Genomic DNA, 21,281 nt, shown 5'->3' on the forward strand with positions numbered 1-21,281 from the left:
GCCTCGGCCGGGTCGCGACGGACGGCCCGGACGGGGACGTCGCGGCGTACGCCCTGCTGACCCGGTGCCGGGTCGGGGACGTACCGGCGCTCGCGCTGGCCCCGGTGGCGACGGCCCCGGAACACCAGCGCCGGGGTGCCGGGCAGGCCGCGGTGCGGGCGGTGCTCGACGCGGCCAGGCTGCGCGGCGAGTCACTCGTCCTGGTGCTCGGTCATTCCGACTACTACCCGAGGTTCGGTTTCGTTCCGGCCTCGCGGTACGGGATCCGGCCGGGCTTCCACGTCCCGGACGAGGCGATGATGGCCCTGGTCCTCGACGGCTCCGCGCCGGTGCCGCAGGGCACGATCCACTACCCGGCCGCCTTCGGCGTCTGACGCACCGTCCGGTCCCGCCGCGCCCCGTGCCGCGGCGGGACCGGACATGCCACACCCCGCAGTGCGGACAAGCGGCTTTTGTACGGCAGACTTGAGCAGACTCGACGGGACCGGCGCACCGGGCCGGGACCATAGCGAAGGATGGGTATGCCGACCACACCAGCCACCGCGGCGCACAGCTCGTCGAACGGCACAGCAGAAGTGATCATGCTCGAACTGGTCGATGAGAACGGCACCACCATCGGTACGGCGGAGAAGCTCGCCGCCCATCAGCCGCCCGGTCAACTGCACCGCGCCTTCTCGGTCTTCCTCTTCGACGAGCAGGGCAGGCTGCTGCTCCAGCGCCGCGCGCTCGGCAAGTACCACTCCCCCGGTGTCTGGTCGAACACCTGCTGCGGCCACCCCTACCCCGGTGAGGCGCCCTTCGCCGCCGCCGCCCGGCGCACGTACGAGGAGCTGGGGATCTCGCCCTCCCTGCTGGCCGAGGCGGGCACGGTCCGCTACAACCACCCCGACCCGGCCTCCGGTCTGGTGGAGCAGGAGTTCAATCATCTCTTCGTGGGAATGGCGCAGGACCGGCTCGACCCGGACCCGGAGGAGGTCGGCGAGACCGCGTTCGTGACGGCCGGCGAGCTCGCCGAGCGGCACGCCCGGTCGCCGTTCTCCGCCTGGTTCATGACCGTGCTGGACGCCGCGCGTCCGGCGATCAGGGAGCTGACCGGACCGTCCGCCGGCTGGTGACGGGCGGACGGCACCGGGTGCGCCGGCAGGTGCGGGCGGTCAGAGCCGCGGACTCAGCGGCAGCGCCGCCCAGATGATCTTTCCGCCGCCTGCGGTGTGCTCCACATCGCAGGCCCCGCCCGCTTCCCGGGTGATCTCCCGGACCAGCAGCAGACCGCGCCCGCCGGTCTGCGCGTGGTCCGTCTCCAGGGCCGTCGGCCGGTAGGGGTGGTTGTCCTCGACGGACACCCTGATCCACTCCTCGCCGACGGCCACCTCGACGGCGAGCTCCGGCGAGAGCAGCGCGGCATGCTTCACCGCGTTGGTGACCAGCTCGGAAACGATGAGCAGCAGACCATCGGCGACGTCGTCGTCCAGCGGCACGCCCTGGCGCTTCAGCAGATCGCGCACCGCGTGCCGGGCCTGCGGTACGGAGACGTCCACGGCCGGGGCGGTGAACCGCCAGACACCCTCGTACGACACGGGCCGGGCGGGGACACTCCCGCGGCTCTCCATAGTCCGGTACCCGCTCTCCACTCGATGGTGACTGCACGTCGAGTACAGAGTGCGGGGCGTAGTATGTCCGGACCGTGCCACTGAACAGAAGTCGACCTCTATCGACGGTTTTTGACCGGACAGGACATCAAGAACTCAGTCTTTGGACCGCTTCTGCTCGTCTATTACTCGGGGTGAGTCGGGCAGCTCTCCGGTCACGCTCTGTTCCGAGACCATCGAGACGATCCTGCGGCCGCCCACCCCCATCGCGATCAGGCCGAGCCCGTCGAAGAGCAGCGCCAGCGAGAAGAAGAGACCCAGTACGTAGAGGCTGCTGTGCGGCCAGTCGAAGAGCACCAACAGCCCCAGCAGCAGACCGAAGGCTCCTTGCAGCAGCGTCCAGCCGAACTGCGGGCCGCGCACCACGACGCTGCCCACGAGACGGAACACCCCACCGGTCAGGAAGAGCAGCGCGGCGAACATGGTCAGCGCCTCGGCGGTGCCCTGCGGGTGGCGGATGACGACGACCCCGGCGGCGATGTTCAGCGCGGCCACCACGACGCCCAGCCAGAAGAAGTCGGTGCCGCGGGAGTCGATGGCGTGCAGCAGCCCGACGATGCCGCCGATCAGCAGCAGCCAGCCGAACAGGAGCATCGAGGTCAGCGTGGCGACGCCGGTGTAGACGAGACCGACCAGACCGGCCACGACGAGAAGGATGCCGAGCAGCGCGAGCCAGCCGAAACTGCGGCTCAGCCTCTTGCCCTCGGTTGCGGGATCGGCCATGGGAAGCTCCTCACGGTGAGTGCCTGATCGGCGACCCCTTCTTGATCATAGGTTCGAACCGTACGGATAGCATCCGGCACATGGACCGTACGGAACCCGGGCTCGAACACACCGTCGTGGACGGCGTCGCCACCGTCGTGATCAGCAATCCCGCCAAGCGCAACGCGATGACGGCCGCGATGTGGGGCGCGCTGCCCGGTCTGCTGGAGCGGCTGGCGGGCGACCCCGCGGTGCGGGTGCTGGTGCTGACGGGCGCCGGGAACACCTTCTGCGCCGGTGCCGACATCTCCTCGCTCCGGGACCCGGCACACGATCCGCAGGCGCTCGCGGTGGCGGCCGAGGAGGCGCTGGCCGCCTTCCCCGGGCCGACGCTCGCGGTGATCCGGGGTTACTGCGTGGGCGGTGGCAGCCAGTTGGCGGCCGCCTGCGATCTGCGGTTCGCCGAGGAGGGAGCGTCCTTCGGTGTCACACCGGCCAAGCTCGGCATCGTGTACGCCGCGTCGTCGACCCGGCGGCTGGTGGCACTGACCGGCCCGGCCACCGCGAAGCATCTGCTGTTCTCCGGCGAGCTGATCGACACCGCACGGGCGCTGCGTACCGGTCTGGTCGACGAGGTGCTGCCGACCGGCGAGCTGGACAAGCGGGTCGACGCGTACGTGGCGACCCTGGCGGCCCGCTCGCAGCTGACGCAGGCGGCGGCGAAGGAGTTCGCCACCGGGCGCGAGGACCGGGACGCGTACTGGGCGGAGCAGGCGCGCCGCAGCGGCGACACCGCCGAGGGTGTCGCCGCCTTTCTGGAGCGGCGCGCGCCGCGCTTCACCTGGACGACCGGGCCCTGACGGCCCGCGCCCTACTGGAGGAGGTAGTGGCGCTGGGCACGGAACTTCTCGACCATGGCCGCCGGGGCCTTCTCCGGCGAGCCCGCGTCGTAGGGCGGCTGCGGGTCGTACTCGGTCAGCAGCTGTACGGCCAGGGCGTGCTCGTCGCCCGCGATCCGGCCGGCCAGGGTGAGCCCCATGTCGATTCCGGAGGAGACGCCCGCCGCGGTGACGTACTTGCCGTCGATGACGACCCGCTCGCCGGTCGGTACGGCCCCGAACTCCTTCAGTACGTCCAGCAGGAGCCAGTGCGAAGTGGCCCGCCGGCCCGTCAGCAGTCCGGCCGCGGCGAGCAGCAGCGAGCCGGTGCAGACGGAGGTGGTCCAGGAGCTGGTGGCATCAGCGGTGCGCAGCCATCCGAGCAGTTCCTCGTTCTCCATCTGGTCGCGCTGGCCGGGGCCTCCGGGCACGATCACGATGTCCGGTGCCGGCACATCGGCGAAGGCCCTGTCGGCGACGAGCGCGAGGCTGCCGGTGTCGTTGCGCACGGGGCCGGTCCGCTCGGCGACGAAGATGGTCTCGGCGCCGGGGGTGCGGGCGAGCATTTCGTGCGGGCCCACCGCGTCGAGTGCGGTGAAGCGGTCGAAGAGGACGATGGCGATCTGCATGGGGTTCCCTTCCGTGTTCGTGGTCAGCCGGTGGCGGGATGGGTACGGAAGCGTCGGCGGTATTCGGCGGGGGCGGTGCCCAGGGCCTTGACGAACGCGCGGCGCATGGCCTCCGGGGTGCCGTATCCGCAGGCGCGTGAGATGCCGGTGATGCCGTCGGTGGTGTCCTCCAGCAGCCTGCGAGCCTGTTCGAGGCGTACGCGGTCGACGTAACGGCCCGGCGTGAGGCCCGTCTCTGCCTGGAAGGCGCGCGCGAAGTGTCGCGGCGAGAGGCGGGCACGGGCGGCGAGCGCCTCGACGCAGAGGTCCTCGCCGGGGTTCTCGGTGATCCAGTGCTGGACCTCGCGCAGCGGTTCGCGCCGGGCGGTCTGGGCGGCGAGCTGGGCGCTGAACTGGGCCTGGTTGCCGGGCCTGCGCAAGAAGACCACGAGGTGCCGGGCGATGGTGAGCGCGATGTCCCTGCCGTGGTCCTCCTCGACGAGCGCGAGCGCCAGGTCGATACCGGCGGTGACTCCGGCGGAGGTGGCCAGCCTGCCGTCGCGTACGAAGATCGGGTCGGGGTCGACCTCGACGGCCGGGTGGTTGCGGGCGAGGTGGTCGCAGACCGTCCAATGCGTGGTCACCCGGTGCCCATCGAGCAGTCCGGCCCCGGCGAGCAGCAGCGCGCCCGTGCAGACGGAGACGAGCCGTTCGGCGTGCGGGGAGTGCTCCCGCAGCCAGTCGATGAGTGCCGGGTCGGGGGCGCGGGTGCCCTCGCCGCCGGGGACGAGGAGGGTATGGGGCGGTTCGGCGTCGGTGAGGCTGCCGTCCGGGACGAGGGTGAGGCCGCTGCAGGTACGGACCGGGGCGCCGTCGAGCGAGGCGGTGCGCAGTTCGTATCCGGCCCCGGGGAAACGGGAAGCCCCGGCGAAGACCTCCACCGGTCCGGTGACATCGAGGCTCTGGACACCGTCGTAGAGGACCACGAGTACGGATCGCTGCGTCATGGCTGTCATCCTGGTCGGCCCGGATCATGGCCGCAATGACGAGAAACCCACCTTTTCCGCCATGACACGGCCGCCGCGATTTCGACACCGCCCGGGGTTACCGCGCGTACCGACCAGTCGGTAATCTGCCCTCATGAGTACTCTGCCGCCCCGCGCCGGACGCCGCTGTCACAACGCCATCAACCCGCTGCACTCGACGGTCTACTTCTCCCCCGACCTCGGCAAGGAGCTCGGGGAGCTCGGCATCGACGACTCCAACGCCGCCTACTTCGCCGCGCGTTCGGCGGCGATGGGTGCCGTCGGTCCGGGCACGGTCACCGCGACGTTCTACAACTTCAGCCACGACCTCGTCGCCCGGCATCTGCCCGCCGTGTGGTCCGTCGCCTCGCCGCAGGCGGTCCTGGACGCCCGGCTGCGCGCCACCGACACCACCCTGCGGCGGCTGCTGGGCGAGGAGGTCATCGCCTCCCCGGAGCTGGCGGAGGCGGCCGGGCTGGCGCTGCGCGCGGCCGAGGGATGCACCCGACACGCCCGGCCGCTCTACGCCGCCCATGCCGATCTCCCGGTGCCCGAGCAGCCGCATCTGGCGTACTGGCACGCCGCCACACTGCTGCGGGAGCACCGCGGCGACGGCCATCTCGCCGCGCTCCTGGCCGCCGGACTCGACCCGTTGGAGGCGCTGGTCAGCCACACGGCGACCGGCAAGGGGATGTCCCCGCGCTGGGTGCTCGCCACCCGCGGCTGGCACCGCGCCGACTGGGACGGGGCCTGCGAGCGGCTGCGCGAGCGCGGACTCCTGGACGCCGAGGGCGAGTTGACGGAGGCGGGCGTCGCGCTCCGGTCGGAGCTGGAGGAGACGACGGACCGGATGGACGCGGCGCCGTACGAGCACCTGGGCGCGGAGGGTGTGGAGCGGCTGACCGAGCTGGCGCGCGGGTTCCTGTTCACGGCGGCGTCGGCGGGCGCGTTCCCGGCCGATCTGATCGGCAAGGGCTGAGCCACCGTCCGGCCGACGGGGTGGCCGGGCGACACGGCGCCCGGCCACCCGGCACAATGCAGGCGAAGGGGCCAAGCCCCGGCAAGCACAGCCAGTAGAGCCAGTACGAGAAGGCGAGTCGGTAGAACCGTGACGACGTCCATCGAAGGCAGGATCGCCGAGGAGCTCGGCGTACGCGAACGGCAGGTGAAGGCGGCCGTCGAGCTGCTCGACGGCGGGTCGACCGTGCCGTTCATCGCGCGCTACCGCAAGGAAGCGACCGAGATGCTCGACGACGCGCAGCTGCGCACGCTCGAGGAGCGGCTGCGGTATCTGCGCGAGCTGGAGGACCGTCGGACGGCGATCCTCGACTCGGTACGCGAGCAGGGCAAGCTGGACGAGGCGCTGGAGGCGCAGATCCGGGCCGCCGACACCAAGGCACGGCTTGAGGACATCTATCTGCCGTTCAAGCCCAAGCGACGCACGAAGGCGCAGATCGCCCGGGAGGCGGGGCTCGAACCGCTCGCCGACGGCCTGCTCGGTGACCCGTCGGTCGAGCCGCTCGCCGCTGCCGCCGCCTTCGTCGACGCCGACAAGGGCGTCGCGGACGGTGCGGCCGCGCTGGAGGGGGCCCGTGCCATCCTCACCGAGCGGTTCTCCGAGGACGCCGATCTGATCGGTGAGCTGCGTGAGCGCATGTGGTCGCGCGGGCGGCTGGCCGCCAAGGTGCGGGACGGCAAGGAGGAGGCGGGCGCGAAGTTCGCCGACTACTTCGACTTCGCCGAGCCGTTCACCGACCTTCCCTCGCACCGGGTGCTCGCGATGCTCCGGGGCGAGAAGGAGGACGTGCTCGACCTGGTCATGGAGCCGGAGGAGCCCTCGGAGGCACCCGGCCCGTCGACGTACGAGAACATGGTCGCCCGGCGCTTCGGCGTGGCCGACCGCGGCCGGCCCGGCGACAAGTGGCTCGGCGACACGGTGCGCTGGGCCTGGCGGACCCGGATCCTGGTGCACCTCGGCATCGATCTGCGGCTGCGGCTGCGCACCGCGGCGGAGGACGAGGCGGTGCGCGTCTTCGCGTCGAACCTGCGCGATCTGCTGCTCGCCGCACCGGCCGGGACGCGGGCCACGCTGGGGCTCGACCCCGGCTTCCGTACCGGCGTGAAGGTCGCCGTCGTCGACGCGACCGGCAAGGTCGTCGCGACGGATGTCATCCACCCGCACGTCCCGGCGAACAAGTGGGACCAGTCGCTGGCCACGCTGGAGCGGCTGGCGAAGGCGCACGACGTCGATCTGATCGCGATCGGCAACGGCACGGCGTCCCGCGAGACCGACAAGCTCGCGGGTGAACTCATCGACAAGCAGCCCGAGTTGAAGCTCACCAAGGTGATGGTGTCCGAGGCCGGCGCGTCCGTGTACTCGGCGTCGGCCTTCGCCTCGCAGGAACTCCCCGACATGGACGTGTCGTTGCGCGGCGCCGTCTCCATCGCACGGCGGCTGCAGGACCCCCTCGCCGAGCTGGTGAAGATCGACCCGAAGTCGATCGGTGTCGGCCAGTACCAGCACGACCTGTCCGAGGTGAAGCTGTCGCGCTCGCTGGACGCAGTCGTCGAGGACTGTGTGAACGGTGTCGGTGTCGACGTCAACACCGCGTCCGCGCCGCTGCTTTCGCGGGTGTCGGGGATCGGCTCGGGACTCGCCGAGAACATCGTCGCGCACCGCGACGCCAACGGCCCCTTCCGGTCCCGCAGGGCGCTGAAGGACGTGGCACGGCTGGGCCCGAAGGCGTACGAGCAGTGCGCGGGCTTCCTGCGGATCAGGGGCGACGATCCGCTGGACGCGTCGAGCGTGCACCCGGAGGCGTATCCGGTGGTACGGGCGATGGTGAAGCGCACCGGCGGCGACGTCGCCTCGCTGATCGGCAACACAGGTGTGCTGCGGTCGCTGCGGGCCGACGACTTCGTGGACGAGAAGTTCGGTCTGCCGACGGTTACCGACATCCTGAAGGAGCTGGAGAAGCCGGGGCGCGACCCCCGGCCCGCGTTCAAGACGGCCACCTTCAAGGAGGGCGTCGAAAAGATCGGTGATCTGGCGTCCGGAATGGTGCTGGAGGGTGTCGTCACCAATGTCGCGGCGTTCGGCGCGTTCGTGGACATCGGTGTGCACCAGGACGGCCTGGTCCATGTGTCGGCGATGTCGCGGACGTTCGTGAAGGACCCGCGGGACGTCGTGAAGCCGGGCGACATCGTGAAGGTCAAGGTCATGGATGTCGACGTGCCGCGGAAGCGGATCTCGTTGACGCTGCGACTGGACGACGAGGCGGCGGCCGGTACGGGTTCCCAGGGCGGCGGTCCGAGGCGCGAGCGGGGTGAGCGCGGCGGCCAGGGCGGCCGGCCACCGCGGCAGCGTCAGGGACAGGGTGGCCAGGACCGTGACCGGCGCGGTGGCGGTGGCGGCGGGGGCGGTTCCGCCCGTCAGGCGCCGGCACCGGTGAACAGCGCGATGGCGGACGCCCTGCGGCGGGCCGGGCTGGCCAACCCGGACCAGGGCGGCAGGAAGCGCTAGCGGAACCGCGGCGGGGAGGGGTGCGCCTGCCGGCGGCTCCCTCCCCGCCTTCCCCGGCCTCACCGGCCTCACCGGCCTCGCCGGGCAGCGTGCGCAGCACGGGCGAAGATTCGGCCCCGTGTCAGCCGACGAGTTCCAGGCCGTCCGCGACGACGCGGCCGGCGTGCAGCACCGTGCGGTCGTTGCCTCGGTCCATCACGGCGGACGTCACGGTCTCGCCCTCGACCAGCAGCAGATCGGCGCGGTCGCCCACCGAGACGCCGGGCCGGTCGGCCACCGACGTCAGGCGCGGCAGCTCCGGGTGCAGGATCGAGGCGCCGCCACGGCCGGCGACGGCCATGCAGTGCTCGATCAGCTCGTCGGCGCGGTAGCGGTTGGTGAAGGCCAGCTGCCAGGTGCGGTCCAGCATGTCCCCGTTGCCGTAGGGCGACCAGAAGTCGCGCTGGCCGTCCTCGCCCAGGCCGACCCGCACTCCGGCGGCCGTCAGGTCGGCCAGCGGCAGGGCCCGGTGCTGCGCGGGGGCGACGGTAGCCATCGCGATGTCCAGTTCCGCGAACTCCTCGATCAGCCGGCGCGTTGTCGCCTCGTCGACACCGCCGAGGTCGTAGGCGTGCGAGAGCGTCACCCGGCCCGCCATGCCGAGGGCGCGTACCCGCTCCAGGATGAGGTCGACGCTGAACACACCCAACGGACCGGGCTCGTGGAGGTGGATGTCGACCGGGGCCCGGTGGCGCTCGGCGAGGTCGAAGACGATGTCCAGGTGACGTACCGGGTCCCGGTCCAGGGCGCAGGGATCGATGCCGCCGACGACGGCCGCGCCTGCCGACAGGGCCTGGTCCATCAGCTCCGGCACGCCCTTCTCCTTGAGCAGACCGGCCTGCGGGAAGGCCATGATCTCGACCTCGCACCGGTCGGCGTGCGCCTCCTTGGCGGCGAGCACGCCCTCGAACCGCTCCAGGCCGCAGTCCGCGTCGATCTGCGCATAGCTGCGGACCCGGGTCGTGCCGCGCTCGATCATGCGGCCCAGGGTGTACGTCGCCCGCTCGGCGACGCTCCACTCGTCCTCGCGCCAGTGGGCGCGGTCGTTCATGGTCATGGCCCAGACACCGGGGGCGCCGGTGTGGGGGCGGAAGGGAAGCCCGATACGGGTGGAGTCAAGGTGGCAGTGGACGTCGGAGAACGACGGCAGAGCGAGCCGTCCCCGTCCGGCCACGGTGTCGTGGGCCCCGGCACGGTTCGGATCGTGCGGGGTGAGCGCGGTGATCGTGCCGTTCTCGATCTCGATGTCGCACGGCTCGCCGCCCCAGGGGCGGACGTCGGTGATCAGCATGCGGTACGTCTCCTTGTCTCGGGCACCGGTACGCGGTTGTCCGACGGCAGTCGTCCGGCCGCCGTCGGTCACTCGGCCGGAAGCACCTCGGCCAGGGCGGCCGGGGAGGGGCCGCGGCCCCCTCGGTTTGCGCGTGGGCGAGGGCATCGGCCAGGTCGGGCTTGTCCGCGTGCATCGCGGCGCAGATGTCCTGGTGCTCGGCGCGCTGGACGCGCGGATCGAGGCCGCCGGTGCCCGGCTCAGGCCTCGGTCACCTTTCCCGCCGCCACCTCGACCCGCCGTGTCGTCCGTACCGCTTCCAGCATGCGCCGGTCGTGCGTCACCAGCAGCAGCGTTCCGGTGTACGACTCCAGTGCCGATTCCAGCTGCTCGATCGCGGGCAGATCGAGGTGGTTCGTGGGCTCGTCGAGCACAAGGAGGTTGACACCCCTGCCCTGGAGCAGGGCGAGCGCCGCCCGGGTGCGTTCACCTGGGGAGAGCGTCGTGGCAGGGCGCATCACATGGTCGGCGCGCAGGCCGAACTTGGCGAGCAGCGTGCGCACTTCGGCCGGTTCGGTGTCGGGGACGGCCGCGCAGAACGCCTCCAGGAGCGACTCCGAGCCGTGGAACAGCTTGCGGGCCTGGTCGACCTCGCCGACCACCACGCCCGAGCCGAGTGCCGCATGGCCGGAGTCCAGCGGCAGCCGGCCGAGCAGTGCGGCGAGGAGGGTGGACTTGCCCGCTCCGTTGGCGCCGGTGATGGCGACCCGGTCCGCCCAGTCGATCTGGAGCGAGGCCGGACCGAAGGCGAAGTCGCCGCGTACGGCCTGCGCTTCGCGCAGGGTGGCCACGACCGAGCCGGAGCGGGGGGCGGAGGCGATCTCCATCCGGAGTTCCCATTCCTTGCGCGGTTCGTCGACGACTTCGAGCCGTTCGATCATGCGCTGGGTCTGCCGGGCCTTCGCGGCCTGCTTCTCGCTCGACTCGCTGCGGAACTTGCGGCCGAGCTTGTCGGAGTCCGTGGCCTTGCGGCGGGCGTTCTTGACGCCCTTGTCCATCCAGGAGCGCTGCATCTGGGCGCGGCCTTCGAGGGCGGCACGCTTGTCCGCGTACTCCTCGAACTCCTCGCGGGCGTGCCTGCGGGCGCGCTCGCGCTCCTCCAGATAGGCCGCGTATCCACCGCCGTACAGATTGATCTGCTGCTGGGCCAGATCCAGTTCGAGGACCTTGGTGACCGTGCGCATCAGGAATTCGCGGTCGTGGCTGATGACCACCGTGCCCGCGCGGAGCCCGGAGACATAGCGCTCCAGCCGCTCCAGGCCGTCCAGATCGAGGTCGTTGGTGGGCTCGTCCAGCAGGAAGACGTCGTAGCGGGACAGCAGGAGGGAGGCCAGCCCCGCGCGGGCGGCCTGACCGCCGGAGAGCGCGGTCATCGGCAGGTCGAGGCCGACGGTCAGCCCGAGGTCGGCGGCGATCTCCTCGGCGCGCTCGTCCAGGTCCGCGCCGCCGAGGGCCAGCCAGCGTTCCAGTGTCTCGGAGTACGCGTCGTCCGCACCCGGCGCCCCGTCGACGAGGCCCTGGGTCGCCTTGTCCATCGCGGCCTGGGCCTCGGCGACGCCGGTGCGGCGGGCCAGGAACTCCCGCACCGTCTCCCCCTCCCGCCGTTCCGGCTCCTGCGGAAGGTGCCCGACGGTGGCGGTGGGCGGGGAGAGCCGCAACTCGCCCTCCTCCGGCCGGTCGAGCCCGGCCAGAAGCCGGAGGAGGGACGATTTTCCGGCGCCGTTGACTCCGACGAGACCGATCACATCACCGGGCGCGACGACGAGGTCGAGTCCGGCGAAGAGTGTGCGGTCGCCGTGTCCGGCGGCAAGGTCCTTGGCGACGAGAGTGGCAGTCATCAGGGTGTCGATCCTAATCGGCGCCGGGGGCTCAGCCGCCCGGCCGGTCGCACTCCGGCCGGGCGGCAGGCGTCCTCAGCCGTCGCCCGGCGGGCCCGCCGGACCGGTGCGGTCCGGTTCCGGTTCGTGGCCCTCGTGGAGCCCGGTGGTGATCCGGCTGCCGCCCGGACCGATCCGGATCTCGAAGTCGCCGGCGTATTTCGCGTGCCCTTCGATGACCGCGGACTCGACCGCCTCCACGCCGAATTCGCGTCGTACGATCAGCGGGTCCTGGCGCAGGTCACGCATCAGCGCCACGCACATGCCGATCATGACGAGGGTGAACGGCGCGGCGACCAGGATCGTCAGGTTCTGGAGTCCGGCGAGCGCGTTGCCCTCGCCGTTGCCGATGAGCAGCATGATCGCGGCCACGGCTCCGGTGACCACACCCCAGAAGACGACGACCCACTTTGCGGGTTCCAGGATGCCCTTCTGGGAGAGCGTGCCCATCACGATGGAGGCGGCGTCGGCGCCCGAGACGAAGAAGATGCCGACCAGGATCATCACCAGCAGGCTCATCGCCGTGGCGATCGGGAACTGCTGGAGCACTCCGAAGAGCTGCGCCTCCTGGGTGGCGGCGTTGCCGAGCTTGCCGGCCTCCTGAAGGTTGATCGCCGTGCCGCCGAAGATCGCGAACCAGACCAGGCTGACGGCGCTGGGCACCAGGATGACTCCGCCGATGAACTGGCGGATCGTCCGGCCGCGGCTGATCCGGGCGATGAACATGCCGACGAAGGGCGTCCAGGAGATCCACCAGGCCCAGTAGAAGACGGTCCAGTTGCCGAGCCACTCGGCCACGTCGCCCTTGCCGGTCGCTTCGGTACGTCCGGCGAGCTGGGCCAGATTGCCGAAGTAGGCGGCGATCGACGTGGGCAGCAGGTCGAGCACGATGATGGTGGGGCCCGCGATGAAGACGAAGACCGCGAGGACCAGGGCGAGCACCATATTGGTGTTGGAGAGCCACTGGATGCCCTTTTCGACGCCGGAGACCGCCGAGGCGACGAAGGCCACGGTCAGCACGGCGATGATCAGGACCAGGAGTCCGGTGCCGGTCTTCTCCTTCCAGTGCAGTTCGTGGAAACCGCTGCCGATCTGGAGGGCTCCGAGGCCCAGTGATGCGGCGGAGCCGAAGAGCGTCGCGAAGATGGCGAGGACGTCGATCAGCCGGCCGGGACCGCCGTGGGCGTGCCGGGATCCGATGAGCGGCTCGAAGACGGCGCTGATCGTCTGCCTGCGGCGGCGCCGGAAGGTGCTGTACGCGATGGCCAGGCCGACCACGGCGTAGATCGCCCAGGGGTGGAGCGTCCAGTGGAACAGGGTGGTGGCCATCGCCGTCTGCATCGCCTCGGCGGCGTCGGCGGGACGGGTGCCGGGCGGCGGGTCGGTGAAGTGCGCGAGCGGCTCGCTGACCCCGTAGAACATCAGGCCGATGCCCATGCCGGCGCTGAACATCATGGCGACCCAGGACACGGTCCGGAATTCGGGCTCCTCCCCCTCCTGGCCGAGGGAGATCTTGCCGTAGCGGCTGATGGCGAGCCAGAGGGCGAAGACCACGAAGCCGGAAGCTGCGAGCATGAACGCCCAACCGCCGTTGCGCATCAGCCCGTTGAGCATGGAGCTGGAGACCTTCTCCAGCGAGTCGGTGGCGGTGGCTCCCCGGACCACGAAGGCGAGGGTGAGGACGGCGGTGACACCGAACACGGCCCGGTCCGTCGTGGGGTGCCGGTTCCGGCCCGGGTCGCCGGGGAGATCCGCCGTCACCGGCAGTTCACCCCGGCCGCCCGTTCTCTGTTCGTCCTGCGACACTGATGGCACCTTTCACGGAAGCAATTGTTTCGCTCTCCGTAGGCAGTACCACACGCAGCGCTCACCTCATGGGACCAACAAACGGCACGTCCCGCCCGGGATGCGACGTGCGGGACGCGGGGCCGTCACGCCCCGGACGTCGGCCGCCGCGGGCGTGGCCGCCGCCGACGCGGAGCCCGCGGTGGCGCGTACGAAGGCGCTGGTGCCGCCGACGAACGGCAGCTTCGCGGACGTGCGGGCCAGGGCCCTGCACGGGCTGGCCGCCGGCGTCCCGGTCAACTCCGCTGCGACAAAGGGAAATCAGCGTAGATATGGCATGATCATGGCGCAAAACTGTCCTGCTGCCGCGGCGGCCGAATGGCGATCGTGTGACAGCCGCTGCCATGGACACCACTGTTGCGGCAGTCGCTGAATAGTGTCGACGTGACGGTTCGAAAGATCATTCGCCCCGACGACTTGGAGCATTCCGTGCACCGCAGACTCATCGTCCCGAGCGCACTCGCGGCCTCCCTGCTGCTGGCGGTCCCGGCCTCGGCCGCCGGAGGCACCGTGGGCGCCCCGGGCATCGGGGACCCCTACTACCCGGCCAGTGGCAACGGCGGCTACGACGTGTCCCACTACGACCTGCGGCTGAAGTACCAGCCCGCGACCGATCTGCTGGAGGGCACGGCGACGATCCTCGCCACGACCACTCAGGAACTCTCCCGGTTCAACCTGGACTTCGGACTGGATGTCTCCGAGGTACGGGTGAACGGCAAGAAGGCCGGCCATGTGAAGAACGGTGAGCAGGAGCTGGAGATCACCCCGGCGGCCCCGCTGGCGAAGGGCAGGGCCGTCTCCGTGGTCGTGCGGTACGCCGGGAAGCCCTCCGAGGTGAAGATCAACGGCTGGACGTCCTGGGTCCGCACCCCGGACGGCGCGGTGGCCGCCCAGGAGCCGGAGTCGGCCGCCTGGTGGTTCCCCAGCAACGACCACCCGCTGGACAAGGCGACGTACGACATCTCCGTGTCCGTCCCGGATGGCACCCAGGCGATCAGCAACGGCACGCTCCAGTCGCAGAGTTCGAGGCTCGGCTGGACCCGCTTCAACTGGCGCTCCGGCAAGCCGCAGGCGACGTATCTGACGACGCTGGCGGTCGGAAAGTTCGACATCACCACGGACACCACCTCGGACGGGCTGCCGGTCGTCAACGCGTACAGCAAGGACCTCGGCGCCAACGCCGGTGCGGCACGCGCCAGCATCGAGCGGAGCACCGAGGTCGCCGAGTGGCTGACCGGGATCTTCGGGCCGTATCCCTTCGACGCGCTCGGCGGCTACTCCCCCAATGTGACGAGCGGATTCGCCCTGGAGACCCAGACCAGGCCGTTCTACAGCCCGAAGCAGTTCGCCAACGGTGCGAACGTCTCGGTCGTCGTCCATGAGCTGGCGCACCAGTGGTACGGCGACAGCGTGTCCCTCAAGGGCTGGAAGGACATCTGGATCAACGAGGGCTTCGCCCGCTACAGCCAGTGGCTGTGGTCGGAGAAGGAGGGCGAGGGAACCGCGCAGGAACTGGCGGACTACGCCTACGCCCTGCATCCGGCCGACGACGCCTTCTGGACGGTGAAGCCGGGCGACCCGGGCCCCGACAACCAGTTCGCCGCAGCCGTCTACGACCGGGGCGCGATGGCCCTCCAGGCGCTGCGCAACGAGCTGGGCGACGAGAGGTTCTTCGCACTGCTGAAGGGCTGGCCCGCCGAGCACGCGCACGGGAACGCGAGCGTGAGCGACTTCGTCGCGTATGCGGAGCGGGTCTCGGGCAAGCCGCTCGCCGCCTTCTTCGACGCCTGGCTGTTCCGGCCGACGCGGCCCGAGGCCCCGGCCGCGGCCGGAACGCACGCCTTGCGCACCTCCGGGCAGCCCGCACGGCCCGCCTCCTGGCAGAAGATCGCGGCGACGAACTCCGTGCACGAGCACCACTGACCGGTACCCGGACCGGGTCCGGGCACCGTCACCCCTCCTCCGCCACGTGGGGGCGACGGTGCCCGGCGGTCAGCGGGTGGCGCCGGTTAGGCTGATGGCGTCGGTGCCGTCCGGCCGGCCCCGGCTGTTTCCGGCCGGATCCCGCGTGTACGAGGAGCGTCCCCTTGCCCGGTCCGTCCCACGATCCCGATCGTGATGCCCGCCCCACACTGGAAGCCGTGGCGGCCCGCGCCGGGGTCTCCCGGGCGACGGTCTCCCGGGTGGTGAACGGCGGGGCCGGGGTGCGCAAGCCCCTCGTGGACCAGGTGCGCAAGGCGGTCGAGGAGCTCGGCTACGTTCCGAACCACGCGGCCCGGACCCTGGTCACCCGGCGCAACGGCGCGGTCGCCGTGATCATCGACGAGCCGGAGTTCCGGATCTTCTCCGACCCGTTCTTCTCCCAGCAGATCCGGGGCATCAGCCGCGAACTGATCCTGCACGACTCCCAGTTGGTCCTTCTTCTGGTGGAGGGCAGCGGGGACTTCGACCGGGTCGCCCGCTATCTGGCCGGCGGCCATGTGGACGGCGTCCTGGCCTTCTCGCTGCACACCGACGACGAACTCCCCGCGATCATCCGCAGGTTCCGGGTTCCCACGGTCTACGGCGGCCGTCCGGGGCGTCCGGGCGCCGCGTCCGAACTGGCCGTCCCGTACGTCGACTGCGACAACCGCGGCGGCGCGGCCGAGGCCGTACGCCACCTCGTCGCCCTGGGGCGGCGGCGGATCGCGCACATCGCCGGACCGCGCGACCAGACCTCGGCCCTCGACCGCATCGACGGCTACCGCGATGTGCTGCCCGACGGCGATCCGAGCCTGCTCGTGGACGGCGACTTCACCGTCGAGGGCGGTGCGCGGGCGACGGCGGAACTGCTCGATCGCCATCCCGGCCTGGACGCGGTCTTCGCCGCCAACGATCTGATGGCCTCGGGTGCCCTGCGAGTACTGCGCGAGCGCGGTCGCAGGGTGCCGGACGACGTGGCCCTGGTCGGTTTCGACGACATGGTGTCGATAGCCGAGGCCACCGATCCGCCACTGACGACGGTCCGTCAGGATGTGGAGGGCATGGGCCGGTTGATGGTGCGGATGCTGATGAGCCGGCTCGACGGCGAGGCCGGGGGCGACGAGCAGGCCTCGGTGATCACGCCGACCGAGCTGGTGCGCCGGGCCTCCGCCTGAGCCCTCACCCGCGCCGGACGGCCTCGCGATGAGCCGCCCGTGCCCTGCGCGCGTACGGCAGATAGCGCAGCCGCTCGGGAAGCACCGGCACCACACGCCGCACCACCCCGCAGAACCGCCGCAGTGCGCGCTCCTGCTCGTCCGTCCACTCCAGCCCGATGGCCTCCCGCGCGTCCGGCGGCATCAGCCCGATGGTGACGAAGCGCCGGAACCGGGCCAGCGGCGGGAACAGCACCGGCCACAGCGCCCTCAGCAGCAGCCTGAGCGGCAGCGGCCCGCGGTCCGGCGGCGGCACGGGACGATCGGTGGCGACCAGGTCCTCGACGACCGCGGTCGCCTCTATCTCGTCGGCGAGCACCTTTCGGTAGTACGGCCAGAACTCCTCGATCGTCTGCGGCATGTCCCGGTCGTGGATGCCGAGGACCCTGCCGACCTGGAGCCACTCCCGGTACAGGGCCCGCTCCTGTGCCGCGGTGAGCGGCCGGACGAGATAGCGCGCGGCGTGCTGGTAGACCGGGAAGCCGGTGGCATGCACCCACGCGTAGTTCGCGGGAGACAGCGCATGGTAACGACGCCCTCGGGTGTCGGTGCCCTGGATGGTGCGGTGCAGCTGGCGCAGCCTGCGCCCCTCCTCGGCCGCCTCTTCACCCCCGTACACCCAGAGCTGGAGCGAGCGCAGCGACCTCTCGCCGCGTCCCCAGGGGTCCGTGCGGAAGACGGAGTGTTCGTCGACGCCGGCACCGACCGCCGGGTGGGCGACCTGGAGGGTGAGCGCGGCGGGCAGCATCAGCAGGGCCCGGATGTCTCCGGACAGGCTCCAGAGCACACCGCCGGGCGGGGGCGGTGCGGGAGCGCCGCCTCTGACTGCTGCGCTGGTCATGCGGTACTCCCGACGGTCGGCGGGCGGGCGGCCGGGTGCCCGGCCCTGATGTGATCCAGTATGCGATCGTCGCCGGACCGGTGCGCCGCGCACCCGGCAGGGGCGCCGCCGGAGTCCGGTGGCACCCCTGTGTCCGCGGTGGTGCGCGGGTACTACTCGCAGGTCCCGGCGAACGTCTCGCGGGTCACCACGTCGGTGGCCGCCGCGGTGGTGTCCAGCCAGGCGACGCGCTGGCCGTCACCGAGCGACGGGGCCAGCTGGGCGCCGGAGGAGCAGGAGATCCGGCTGTACTTGTCGAGACCGGCGACCGCGTCGGCGGTCTCGGAGACCTTGACCTTGCCGGGTCCTGTCCAGGAGCCGAGCGCGCCCCAGAGGTCGTAGGTGGAGTAGGCGAAGTACTCGTCGTTGACCGAGAACTGGGCGACGTATGTGCTCGACGGGTAGCGCAGCTTCGCCGCCTTGGCGAGATCGCCGAGCGGTGCCGACATGAAGTTGGTGCTCGGGATCAGGAAGCCACCCGTCTCACGCCAGAACACCCGCTCCGAGGTGATCTGGATGTCCGAGATGTAGTTGAAGATGAAGCCGCCGATCCGCTTGGTCTGCGTGGTGCCCGTGGCGATGTCGTAGACGGTGAGGTAGGTGCCGTCGACTCCGGCCCAGGCGATCCGGCCGTGCTTCATCGTGAGGTGGGCGGCCTTGGTGCCGGCCTCCGGGGTCACGTTGACCGTCGTTCCGTCGGCCTTGCGGAGCATGACGTCCTGCTCGCCGTCGGGCGTGGTGCTGATGTAGGCGAGCGCGCCGTTGTCGGTCACCGGCTCGGTCTCGTCCGCGCCCGGCAGGTCGACCAGCTTCTTGATCGCGCCCTGGCCCCTGGCGCCGGTCCGGTAGATGCCGATGCCGTCGGCGGTGATCCGGGTGAAGACGATGCGGTCGTCGTCCAGCGAGGGGTCGAGCAGATAGGCGTCCTGCTGGGCCAGTTCGCGTACCGGCTTCTTGCCGAAGTCGCCCACGGTGATGCCGAAGGCGGCGCTGCCCCGGTCCCAGGCGATGGCGTCGCCGTGGCTGATCGCGTACACGTCGCCGTTGATCTGGGCCGCCTGCTCGTCGACGCCGCTGTAGACCTCGTAGGCGGGCAGGACGTCGGCGCCGATGGTGGTGCCGTCGTGCGTGCCGCCCTTCTGCTCCCAGCCGGCCTCGATGCCGTGGTCGTCGAAGGCCTTGCCGATGACTGCGAGATCGGCCTTCGAGACGTTCAGGGACTTGGCGGCGAGGGTGACCGCGTTGCGCATGTCGGTGAAGCCGGACAGCGGCGTGAGGTAGTTCTGCGCGGACCGGTGGACGATGCGGTCCGCGAGCTTGCTGTCGAGGTTCTTGCGCATGTCCCACAGCGCGCCGCCGACGATGGTGGAGTTGTAGTGCACTCCGCCGTTGTCGATGTCGAGCGTGATCGGCTGGTAGTCCTGCTGCGCGTTGCGCCCGTCGTTCAGGTCGCGCAGGGCGCACTCCTGCAGCGGCTTCGTGCCGTTGCAGAGGTACTCCCCGATGAGGCCGGACGTCGGGTCGCTCATCGCGACGCCCTTGTCGGCGGTCTCCATGGCGTTGCCGAAGTAGTCGGATATCGCCTCGTTGAGCGCGCCCGGCTGGTTGAGGTAGACGAGCCCGGCGGAGTGCTCGGTGACACCGTGCGTCATCTCGTGGCCGACGACGTCCAGGCCGACGGAGAGCGGTACGCCGTCCATGTGGCCGTAGACCATCTTGGAGCCGTCCCAGAAGGCGTTGGCGTAGTCCTTGCCGTTCGCGGCGACGTTGACCACGGAGTGGATCGTGCCGCCCTTGCCGTCGATGCCGTCGCGGCCGATCCGGTTCTTGTAGTACTCGTAGACCTTCGCCGCGTTCAGGTGCGCGTCGACCGCGCCCGACGAGGTGTTCGCACCGTCGAAGCGGTCGCTCGCCGAAGTGCCCAGCGGGATGTCGTCGGTGACCGGGCCGCCCGCGACGAGCTTGTAGTCCTTGCGCTGCGCGTCGTAGGTACGGATCTGGCCGCCGGTCCGCGGGTACATGGCGCGCGTCGAGTCGACGAGCGTGTACGAACCGTCCGCCTCCTCGTTGACGTCCAGCTTCGCCTCGCTGCCGTCGACGCGTACGCCCGTCCCCTGCGCGGGCGTCGCGTCCGCCGCGTCGATGTTGTTGTACGAGAGTGCGATGCCGCCCACGCGGGCGTCGACGTACACCTCCTGGCGCAGCGGGCCGCCGTCCGCCCTGGCACCGGTGACGGTGAAGTGCCAGGCCAGCCTGCCGCCGTGGGCGTCGGGCAGCACGGAGAGGCCGTGTGCCTCGGTCTTCGCGCCCCGCACTCCGGACAGACCGCGGTCGAGTGTGAACATCCGCTGCTTCGCGGTGGCTTCGGCCACCTTCGGCGTGGTGGAGACGGTGAGGTCCGTGTAGAGCGTGCCGGTCGCGGAGGTGATCTGCTGGCCGCCGTCGGCCGCCTCCGTCTGCACCGCGTACTCGGCGCCGAAGACCGGCACACCGTCGTGCTTCTGCTGAAAACGCACGGAGGACTGCTTGCCCTCCTTGGTGGTCCTGAGCGTCTTCAGGTCGGAGACGGGGACCTTGTACGTGTCCTCGTGGTCCTTGATGTGGGCGCGGGCCGCCTCGGCGGGCGTGCCCTCACGGGCGGACCTGTCCAGGCCCTGGGTCATCGCCGGGGCGACACCCACCGGGTCCGTCGGCCGCGCCGTGGCGGTGTCGTCCGCCCGGGCCGGCGCGGCCAGCAGCGTCGCGCCGGTCGCGGCGGCGACCACTGCGGTCGCCAGCATCCGCAGCGCACTCTTTCGTCTCACAGGACCCTCCCCATCGCACACCTGCGCCTGAGCCATCGGGGGCTCGGGCGTTGACGTGCTGATCGTTCGCCATGGCGGGCCGGGTGAACAAGAGATGGTGCTGGCGCGAAAGTGCCGTGGCGTAATTACGCCTCAGCTGCCGACCGGGGCCGACGAGTTGTCCGCGATATCGGGCATCCATCCGGCGCACGCGGCGTACCGGCCGAGCCGGAACCGTGTCGCCGCACCCACTTCGCCCATCAGCGCGTGCAGCCGCCACTGGACGGTGCGATGGCCCATGCCCAGCTGACGGGCGATGGCGGCGTCGGTCAGGCCGACGTGGAGAACAGTCCCCGACCGGCGACTCGACCCGGTGGAGCGCCGAGCGGCGGGCTTCGAGGAGCGGCCCGAGTGCGAGGACGGGTGATGCGGCCCGGTACCGGACCGGGCCGCAGACCCAGGCAGAGCCCGGGGCCCCGGACAGGGCCTCAGTCGAAGTCGTAGACCGTCACCGGTATGCCCCGGGCGGTCAGCCGCTGCTCGATCAGCGGCTCGATCCGGGACCACTTCCCGCCCGCGAGCCCACAGCCGATCCGCGGCATGTGGACCGAAGCCCCCAGCTCGCGGGCCCGGTCGGCCACCGTCCCCAACGCCGTGTCGATCGCCTCGTAACGCACCGGGACCCCGTTGCTGCCCGTGCGTATCCCCCGCTGGCCCACCGTGTTCGCCACCCAGATGTACGGGCTCACCTGCACGAACTGCACCGCTCCGAGCGCGAAGTCGTTGCCCGCGCGCTCCCGGTGCCACCGGCGATAGGCCGCTTCGGGCTCGGGCCAGCGGCGCGACAGGGCCAGGACGAATCCCTTGCCCCAGCCGCCGAGGTCGTTGCAGACATGGACGATCAGCTTGACGCCCTTGCCGTGGGGTGCGGTCGCGTCCCCCTGTGTGTACATGATCCCGGACATG

18 protein-coding genes are annotated in these 21,281 nt (G+C 71.0%); 7 read left to right on the forward strand and 11 right to left on the reverse strand.

From position 1 onward, the window contains the following. Both ABZY11_RS27505 and idi read left to right on the forward strand, forming a co-directional pair. Positions 1-374, forward strand: a 374-nt coding sequence (locus ABZY11_RS27505) for an N-acetyltransferase (RefSeq protein WP_356481710.1), incomplete at its 5' end; no start/stop codon positions are given. A gap of 147 nt (positions 375-521) precedes the next feature. Next, entirely contained in the window at positions 522-1,115 is a 594-nt protein-coding gene (gene idi / locus ABZY11_RS27510; protein WP_356481711.1) for an isopentenyl-diphosphate Delta-isomerase, read from the forward strand. A gap of 39 nt (positions 1,116-1,154) precedes the next feature. Here idi and ABZY11_RS27515 read toward each other — a convergent pair whose 3' ends face one another. Both ABZY11_RS27515 and ABZY11_RS27520 read right to left on the reverse strand, forming a co-directional pair. Then, a complete protein-coding gene (locus tag ABZY11_RS27515; protein ID WP_356481712.1) occupies positions 1,155-1,610 on the reverse strand; it encodes an ATP-binding protein in 456 nt (151 codons plus the stop codon). Positions 1,611-1,745: 135 nt separating this feature from the next. Further along, entirely contained in the window at positions 1,746-2,372 is a 627-nt protein-coding gene (locus ABZY11_RS27520) for an HdeD family acid-resistance protein (RefSeq protein ID WP_356481713.1), read from the reverse strand. Positions 2,373-2,452: 80 nt separating this feature from the next. Between ABZY11_RS27520 and ABZY11_RS27525 the strand changes: the two genes are divergently transcribed. Then, positions 2,453-3,211, forward strand: a complete 759-nt coding sequence (locus ABZY11_RS27525; protein WP_356481714.1) for an enoyl-CoA hydratase-related protein — start codon at positions 2,453-2,455, stop codon at positions 3,209-3,211. Between the two features lie 11 nt (positions 3,212-3,222). Here the strand turns inward: ABZY11_RS27525 and ABZY11_RS27530 are convergent, their stop codons facing one another. Both ABZY11_RS27530 and ABZY11_RS27535 read right to left on the reverse strand, forming a co-directional pair. After that, complete coding sequence (locus tag ABZY11_RS27530; RefSeq protein ID WP_356481715.1) at positions 3,223-3,858, reverse strand: DJ-1/PfpI family protein; 636 nt, start codon at positions 3,856-3,858, stop codon at positions 3,223-3,225. A gap of 23 nt (positions 3,859-3,881) precedes the next feature. Next, positions 3,882-4,844, reverse strand: coding sequence for a GlxA family transcriptional regulator (locus tag ABZY11_RS27535; RefSeq protein WP_356481716.1), 963 nt, complete (start codon positions 4,842-4,844; stop codon positions 3,882-3,884). Positions 4,845-4,977: 133 nt separating this feature from the next. Between ABZY11_RS27535 and ABZY11_RS27540 the strand changes: the two genes are divergently transcribed. Together ABZY11_RS27540 and ABZY11_RS27545 are read left to right on the forward strand one after the other, a co-directional pair. Further along, on the forward strand, positions 4,978-5,841 hold the full coding sequence (locus tag ABZY11_RS27540) for a hypothetical protein (RefSeq protein WP_356481717.1): 864 nt from the start codon (positions 4,978-4,980) through the stop codon (positions 5,839-5,841). A gap of 129 nt (positions 5,842-5,970) precedes the next feature. Continuing rightward, complete coding sequence (locus ABZY11_RS27545) at positions 5,971-8,385, forward strand: Tex family protein (RefSeq protein ID WP_356481718.1); 2,415 nt, start codon at positions 5,971-5,973, stop codon at positions 8,383-8,385. A 121-nt stretch (positions 8,386-8,506) separates the two neighbouring features. Here the strand turns inward: ABZY11_RS27545 and ABZY11_RS27550 are convergent, their stop codons facing one another. The 3 genes from ABZY11_RS27550 to ABZY11_RS27560 form a co-directional block, all read right to left on the reverse strand. After that, positions 8,507-9,715, reverse strand: a complete 1,209-nt coding sequence (locus ABZY11_RS27550; protein ID WP_356481719.1) for an amidohydrolase — start codon at positions 9,713-9,715, stop codon at positions 8,507-8,509. Positions 9,716-9,954: 239 nt separating this feature from the next. Further along, positions 9,955-11,592, reverse strand: coding sequence for an ABC-F family ATP-binding cassette domain-containing protein (locus ABZY11_RS27555; protein ID WP_356481720.1), 1,638 nt, complete (start codon positions 11,590-11,592; stop codon positions 9,955-9,957). Between the two features lie 75 nt (positions 11,593-11,667). Beyond that, on the reverse strand, positions 11,668-13,437 hold the full coding sequence (locus ABZY11_RS27560; RefSeq protein WP_356481721.1) for a BCCT family transporter: 1,770 nt from the start codon (positions 13,435-13,437) through the stop codon (positions 11,668-11,670). Between the two features lie 468 nt (positions 13,438-13,905). On the opposite strand from ABZY11_RS27560, the gene ABZY11_RS27565 reads away from it, so the two are divergent. Next, positions 13,906-15,399 (forward strand): M1 family metallopeptidase, encoded by a 1,494-nt coding sequence (locus ABZY11_RS27565; RefSeq protein ID WP_356481732.1) that lies wholly within the window; start codon positions 13,906-13,908, stop codon positions 15,397-15,399. A 164-nt stretch (positions 15,400-15,563) separates the two neighbouring features. Next, positions 15,564-16,613: a LacI family DNA-binding transcriptional regulator gene (locus ABZY11_RS27570; protein WP_356481722.1), complete on the forward strand. Its 1,050-nt coding sequence runs from the start codon at positions 15,564-15,566 to the stop codon at positions 16,611-16,613. A 4-nt stretch (positions 16,614-16,617) separates the two neighbouring features. On the opposite strand, the gene ABZY11_RS27575 is transcribed toward ABZY11_RS27570, so the two are convergent. The 4 genes from ABZY11_RS27575 to ABZY11_RS27590 form a co-directional block, all read right to left on the reverse strand. Beyond that, a complete protein-coding gene (locus ABZY11_RS27575) occupies positions 16,618-17,493 on the reverse strand; it encodes an oxygenase MpaB family protein (protein WP_356481723.1) in 876 nt (291 codons plus the stop codon). A gap of 152 nt (positions 17,494-17,645) precedes the next feature. Beyond that, positions 17,646-20,336 carry a M4 family metallopeptidase gene (locus ABZY11_RS27580; protein ID WP_356481724.1) on the reverse strand — a complete coding sequence of 897 codons (2,691 nt, stop codon included), beginning with the start codon at positions 20,334-20,336 and terminating at the stop codon, positions 17,646-17,648. 132 nt (positions 20,337-20,468) lie between these two features. Next, complete coding sequence (locus ABZY11_RS27585) at positions 20,469-20,615, reverse strand: hypothetical protein (RefSeq protein ID WP_356481725.1); 147 nt, start codon at positions 20,613-20,615, stop codon at positions 20,469-20,471. Between the two features lie 188 nt (positions 20,616-20,803). Further along, entirely contained in the window at positions 20,804-21,280 is a 477-nt protein-coding gene (locus ABZY11_RS27590) for a macro domain-containing protein (protein ID WP_356481726.1), read from the reverse strand. Position 21,281 lies beyond the last annotated feature (1 nt).

The organism is Streptomyces sp. NPDC006510 (assembly GCF_040611955.1).
Lineage (GTDB): Bacteria > Actinomycetota > Actinomycetes > Streptomycetales > Streptomycetaceae > Streptomyces.